Below are 5483 nucleotides of genomic sequence, written 5' to 3' on the forward strand. Positions count from 1 at the left end.
GGGCGTAGGGACGGGTGAGCGGAGCGAGGTGGTGCGGGCGGCAGGATGTGCGGCGTGGATCTGCGGGAGGCGGTCGCGACGGCCGAGGAGCTGCTGGCCGAGCACGGGCTCACCGGCTGGACGGTCGTGCTGGACCGCGCCCGCACCCGGGCCGGCGTCTGCCGCGAGGACCGCCGGCAGATCGGGCTGAGCGCACCGATGACGCTGCTGCACTCACCGGCGGAGGTCCGCGACACCGTCCTGCACGAGATCGCCCACGCGCTCGTGGGCACCCGCCACGGCCACGACGCGGTGTGGCGGGCGGCCGCCCGGCGCATCGGCTGCTCGGGCGCCCGCACCACGTCGGCGCCGCGGCCGCCGGGACGCTGGCGGGGGGTGTGCCCGGCCGGGCACGCCGTCAGCCGGCACCGCAGGCCGGCACGGCCCCTGGCCTGCGGCGCCTGCGCGCGCGGCTTCTCCCCCGAGCACCTGCTGACCTGGCACCTGGACGGGCGCGAGGTGCCCGCGCACGCCCTGGGCGAGCGGTACCTGGCCGACTGGCGCGCCCTGCGCGACGGCCCGCCGCCCGCGCCGGGACCGGCCGCGCCGCCGCTGCCGGCGGGGGCGGCGGTGCGCCTGCTGGGCACCGGCCGGTACGCGGGCCTGACCGGGCGGGTGCTGCGCCGGGCACGCACCCGCTACCACGTGCAGACGGCCGCCGGCGTGGTCACCGCGCCGTTCGCCGCCGTGGAGCCGATCGGCTGACGCCGCCGGGCACGCGCGTCAGGGCCGGCAGAGCAGCTCGCCGTGGACCATCGTCGTCCAGCCGTCCGGCTCGGCCGCCCACTCCCGCCACGCCCGCGCCGCCGACGCCACGTCGTCGTCGTCGAGCCCGTCGGCCCGCAACCGGTCGGCCAGCGGGGCGCTCTCGGTGCGCTGCGCCCACGTGCCACCCCACCAGGCGCGCTCGTCGGGCGTGGCGAACAGCCACACCGACGCCGAGGGCACCACCTCGGAGAAGCCGGCGGCGCGGGCCCAGCCGAGCAGGCGGGAGCCGGCGTCGGGGTCTCCGCCGGCGGCGCGCGCGGTGGTGCGGTACCCGGACAGCCAGGCCGTCAGGCCGGGGGTCTGCGGGTGCCAGTGGACGGTGGCGTAGTCGGCGTCGCGCACCGCCACGGTGCCGCCGGGGCGGCACACGCGGCGCATCTCGCGCAGCGCGGCCACCGGGTCCGGCAGGTGCTGCAGGACCTGGTGGGCGTGCACGACGTCGAACTCGCCGTCCGCGAACGGCAGGGCGCCCGCGTCGGCGACGGCGAGCTCCACGGCCACCCCGCGCGCGGCGGCGGCCTCCCCGACGGCCGCGAGGACCTGCGCGGAGGAGTCGACGCCGACGACCCGGCCGGGGGCGACGTGCGCGGCCAGGTCGGCGGTCAGCGTGCCCACGCCGCAGCCCACGTCGAGCACGGACAGCCCCGGGCGCAGGCGCGGGCGCAGGAAGGCGGCGGAGTTGGCGACGGTGCGGCGGCCGTGGGAGCGGCGCACGGGCTCCGCGTAGCCGTGGACGTAGCCGGGGCCGGCGGGGGGCTCGGCGGGACGGGTGGTGGTCACCGCGGCAGCGTGCTGCCCCGTGGCGCATCTGGTCCACCATCCGAGATGGGCATCTCGATAGATGAGACGATCATCGTCCGGCGAGCAGCGTGCGCACCACCTCGCGCACGGCGTCCCGCGCCGCTCTGGAGGCACCCACGGTGGAGGCCGACGGGCCGTACCCCACCAGGTGCAGGCGCGGCTCGCGCACCACCCGGGTGCCCTCCAGCAGCACGCCACCGCCCGGCTCGCGCAGCCGGAGCGGACGCAGGTGGTCCAGCGCCGGGCGGAACCCCGTCGCCCACAGGATCGCGTCCGCGGCCCGCTCCGAACCGTCCGCCCACCGCACCCCGTGCGGCGTGACGCGCTCGAACACCGGCAACCGGTGCAGGACCCCCGCCGCGCGCAACGCCGCCACCTCCGGGGTCAGCACCAGACCGGTCGCCGAGACCACGCTGCCCGGCGGCAGACCCGCCGCGACCCGTTCCGCCACGCGCGCGACCGCCGCCCGGCGGGCCGCCACGTCCAGGCCGCCGTCGGCGTCCGGAGCGTGGAAGACCGGTTCGCTGCGGGTGACCCACGTCGTCGCCGCCACCGGGCACAGCTCCGCCAGGTGCTGCACCGCCGAGATCCCGCCCCCGACGACCACCACGCGCTGCCCGGTGAACTCCCCCGGCCCGCGGTAGCCGGCCGTGTGCAGCTGCCGGCCGAGGAAGTCCCCCGCGCCCGGGTAGTGCGGCACGAACGGCCGCGTCCACGTGCCCGTCGCGTTGACGACGGCGCGCGCCGCGTACCGGCCGCGGTCGGTGACCACCAGCAGGCGGGGACCGGCCGGGCGCACCTCCCGCACCGGCTCCGGGCGCCGCACCGGCCGCCCCAGGGCCTCCTCGTACGCGGCGAAGTACGCCGGGACGACCTCGTGGGCGGGCGCCGCCGGGTCCACCGGGCCCAGCACCTCGCGCATCGGCAGACCCGGCAGGTCGTGCACGCCGTTGACGCGCGCCATCGTCAGCGAGGGCCAGCGGTGCCGCCACGCCCCGCCGGCACCGTCGCCGGCGTCCAGGACGACGAACCCGCGGCCGGGTTCCAGACCGGCGCGCAGCAGGTGGTGGGCGGTGGCCAGCCCTCCCTGACCGGCGCCGACGACGACCACGTCGACGGCCGCGAGCGCCGGGCTCACCCGCGCCCCCGCCGCACGACGGCCGCGGGCCGTCGCGTTCCCGGTCGCGTCACAGTCCGTGATCGTAGGCGTCCCCCGCGGTCCCGCGCGCGGTGGCGCCACCCGCCCGGGTGGGCGGAGGGGAAGGCGGGAGGTCAGCGGGGGCCGCGGCGCGCCGCGGCGTTCGTGCGCGCCGTCGGCTCGGCGGACAGGGGGTCCTCCGGCCAGGGGTGCTTGGGGTAGCGGCCGCGGTTCTCCGCCCGCACCGCCGGGTAGGCGCTGTGCCAGAACGACTCCAGGTCGGCCGTGACCGCCAGCGGCCGCCCTGCCGGGGACAGCAGGTGCAGGACCACCGGCACCCGACCGCCGACCACGCGCGGGCCGGCGCGCCAGCCGAACGCCTCCTGCAGCTTCAGCGCCAGCACGGGAGCGGCCGGGTCGGCGTAGTCGAGCGCGACGCGCCGGCCGCTGGGTACCGGCAGGGCCTCGGGAGCCAGCTCGTCGAGGCGGGCGGCCACCTCCCACGGCAGCACCCGGCGCAGCGCCGCCGCCACGTCGATGCGCGCCAGCTCCGCGCGCGAGCGCACCGCCGCCAGCTCCGGTCCCAGCCAGGACACCGGGTCGGCCACCAGCGCCTCGTCGCCGAGGTCCGGCCACGGCTCCCCGAGGGCGGCGCGGCAGCAGGCCACGCGCTGCCGCAGCGAGCGCACCGCCGGCGTGACGCGCAGCGGGCCCAGCCCCTCCCGGCGCAGGCCCTCGGCCACGGCGGCGGCCACCAGATCGGGCGGTGCGTGCGGCAGCGGGCGGGCGGACAGCTCCAGCTCCCCCAGCCGCTCCACGCGGCGGGCCACCACGTCGCCGTCGCGCCAGGCGACCTCGTCGGCGACGGCCGGGGCGACGACGGCGCGGGCGAGCTCCTCCGTCAGCGGGGCCGCCGCGCGCACCCGGGCCGAGGCGCGCCCCGGGGCGCGGTCGGCGACGGCCACGGCCAGCCAGTCCGCGCCCGCGAGCGCGGAGCCCGGCCCGGTCTCGAAGCGGGGACCGCCGGTGGAGGCCCACCCGCCGCCGCGGCGGCGGGCCACCCGGTCGGGGAAGGCCAGGGCGGTCACCAGCCCGGCCGCCAGGTCGTCGGGCAGGTCACCGGGGGGCGCGGTGGACGCCTCGCCCGGGACGGCCGCGCGCAGCCGGCGCACCTCGCGCCTCCACCGCTCCGCCTCCGGCAGCCGTCCCGCGCGCGCGGCGCGCCAGGTGGCCACCAGGTCGTCGCCGGGTCCGCGGACGTCCTCGCTCAGCAGCGCCACCACCTCCGCAGCCCGTCCGGCACCGGCGAGACCGGCCCCGTCCAGCAGGGCGCGCGCCAGCCGCGGGTGCGCACCGACGGCGGCGGCCGCGCGGCCGGTCGGCGTGACCGCGCCGGCGGGGTCCAGCAGGCCCAGGCGGTGCAGCAGGGACCGGGCGGCGGCCAGCGGGCCCGGCGGCGGGGCGTCCAGCAGCGGCAGGTCCGCCACCTCGCCCCAGCAGGCCGCCGTCAGCGCGAACGGCGTCAGGTCCCCGGTGGCGATCTCCGGGGCGGCATCGGGCACGAGCAGGGCGTGCTCGGCGGCCGACCACGCCCGCAGCACCGCACCGGGCGCCTCGCGCGCGGCGCGACCGGCGCGCTGCTCGGCGCCCGCCCGCGAGACGCGCACGGTGTCCAGGCCGGACAGCCCCCGCGCGTGGTCCACGCGCGGCACCCGCGCCAGGCCGGCGTCCACGACGACCCGAACCCCCGGAACGGTCAGGCTGGACTCGGCGACGGCGGTGGCCAGGACGACGCGTCGGCGCGGGCCGGGGCGCAGCGCGGCGTCCTGCTCGCGCGCGCCCAGCCCGCCGGTGAGGACGGCCACGTCGATCCCGGGGTGCCCGCCGGGCAGGTCGTCCAGGCGGCGGCCCACGGCGGCGACCTCCCCGGCACCGGGCAGGAAGACCAGCACGTCGCCGTCGAGCTCGGCGACGGCGGTGCGCACCAGGCGGGCGACGTGGTCGAGCAGGGCGGGGTCCACGCGCAGCCCCTCCGGCGGGCGCACCGGCCGCGGCGGCGGGCACCAGCGCACCTCGAGGGGGTGCACGGCCGCGGTGGCGGTCACGACCGGGGCGGGTGGGCCGCCCTCCTCGCCGAGCAGCGCGGCCAGCCGGCCGGGGGCGATCGTGGCGGAGGCGGCCACCAGCGCCAGGTCCTCCCGCAGCAGGCGACGGGCCTGCACGCACAGCGCGAGGGCCAGGTCCAGGTCCAGCTGCCGCTCGTGGACCTCGTCGAGCAGGACCGCCGACACGCCCGGCAGGTCCTCCGCGGCCAGCAGGCGCCGCAGCAGCAGGCCGGTGGTGACGACCTCCACGCGGGTGCCGGGACCGGCGCGGCGCTCCCCGCGCACGGCGTAGCCGACGCTGCCGCCGACCGGCTCGCCGAGCAGCGCCGCCATGCGGGCGGCGGCCGCGCGGGCGGCCACCCGGCGCGGTTCGGCGACGAGCACGCGACCGGGCAGGGCGTCGGCCAGCGCCAGCGGCACCAGGGTGGTCTTGCCGGTGCCCGGCGGGGCCTGCAGCACCGCGGCCCCCGCAGCACCCAGGGCGGTGAGCAGGTCCGGCACGACCGCGCCGACCGGGAGGGTGTCCAGCAGTCCGGGCGGCAGCACCGAGCCAGTCTCCCCCGCCCCCGCGGTCGCGGGGGCGGGGGGACGGCGCGCTCAGGCGGTGGGGCTCAGGCGGTGGGGGCGGCCCC

4 protein-coding genes are annotated in these 5483 nt (G+C 80.4%); 1 reads left to right on the forward strand and 3 read right to left on the reverse strand.

The genetic code is table 11. The features are described 5' to 3' along the window. Nucleotides 1–45: 45 nt before the first annotated feature. Complete coding sequence (locus tag V9U69_RS10365; protein WP_442907715.1) at nt 46–744, forward strand: SprT-like domain-containing protein; 699 nt, start codon at nt 46–48, stop codon at nt 742–744. An 18-nt stretch (nt 745–762) separates the two neighbouring features. On the opposite strand, the gene V9U69_RS10370 is transcribed toward V9U69_RS10365, so the two are convergent. The 3 genes from V9U69_RS10370 to hrpB all read right to left on the reverse strand — a co-directional run bounded on the left by V9U69_RS10370 (nt 763) and on the right by hrpB (nt 5397). Next, nucleotides 763–1587 carry a methyltransferase domain-containing protein gene (locus tag V9U69_RS10370; RefSeq protein ID WP_337061682.1) on the reverse strand — a complete coding sequence of 275 codons (825 nt, stop codon included), beginning with the start codon at nt 1585–1587 and terminating at the stop codon, nt 763–765. Nucleotides 1588–1657: 70 nt separating this feature from the next. Then, on the reverse strand, nt 1658–2746 hold the full coding sequence (locus V9U69_RS10375; protein ID WP_337061683.1) for an NAD(P)-binding domain-containing protein: 1089 nt from the start codon (nt 2744–2746) through the stop codon (nt 1658–1660). A 134-nt stretch (nt 2747–2880) separates the two neighbouring features. Beyond that, the gene (gene hrpB / locus V9U69_RS10380) at nt 2881–5397 is read right to left on the reverse strand and encodes an ATP-dependent helicase HrpB (protein ID WP_337061684.1); all 2517 of its coding nucleotides are present in this window, start codon (nt 5395–5397) and stop codon (nt 2881–2883) included. Nucleotides 5398–5483 lie beyond the last annotated feature (86 nt).

Source organism: Kineococcus sp. G2, from assembly GCF_037154035.1.
Taxonomy (GTDB): Bacteria; Actinomycetota; Actinomycetes; order Actinomycetales; family Kineococcaceae; genus Kineococcus.

What these genes read in the sequence shown, in the direction of transcription:
- V9U69_RS10365 (WP_442907715.1), top strand. Translation starts at nt 46, where the DNA reads ATGTGCGGCGTGGATCTGCGGGAGGCGGTCGCGACGGCCGAGGAGCTG.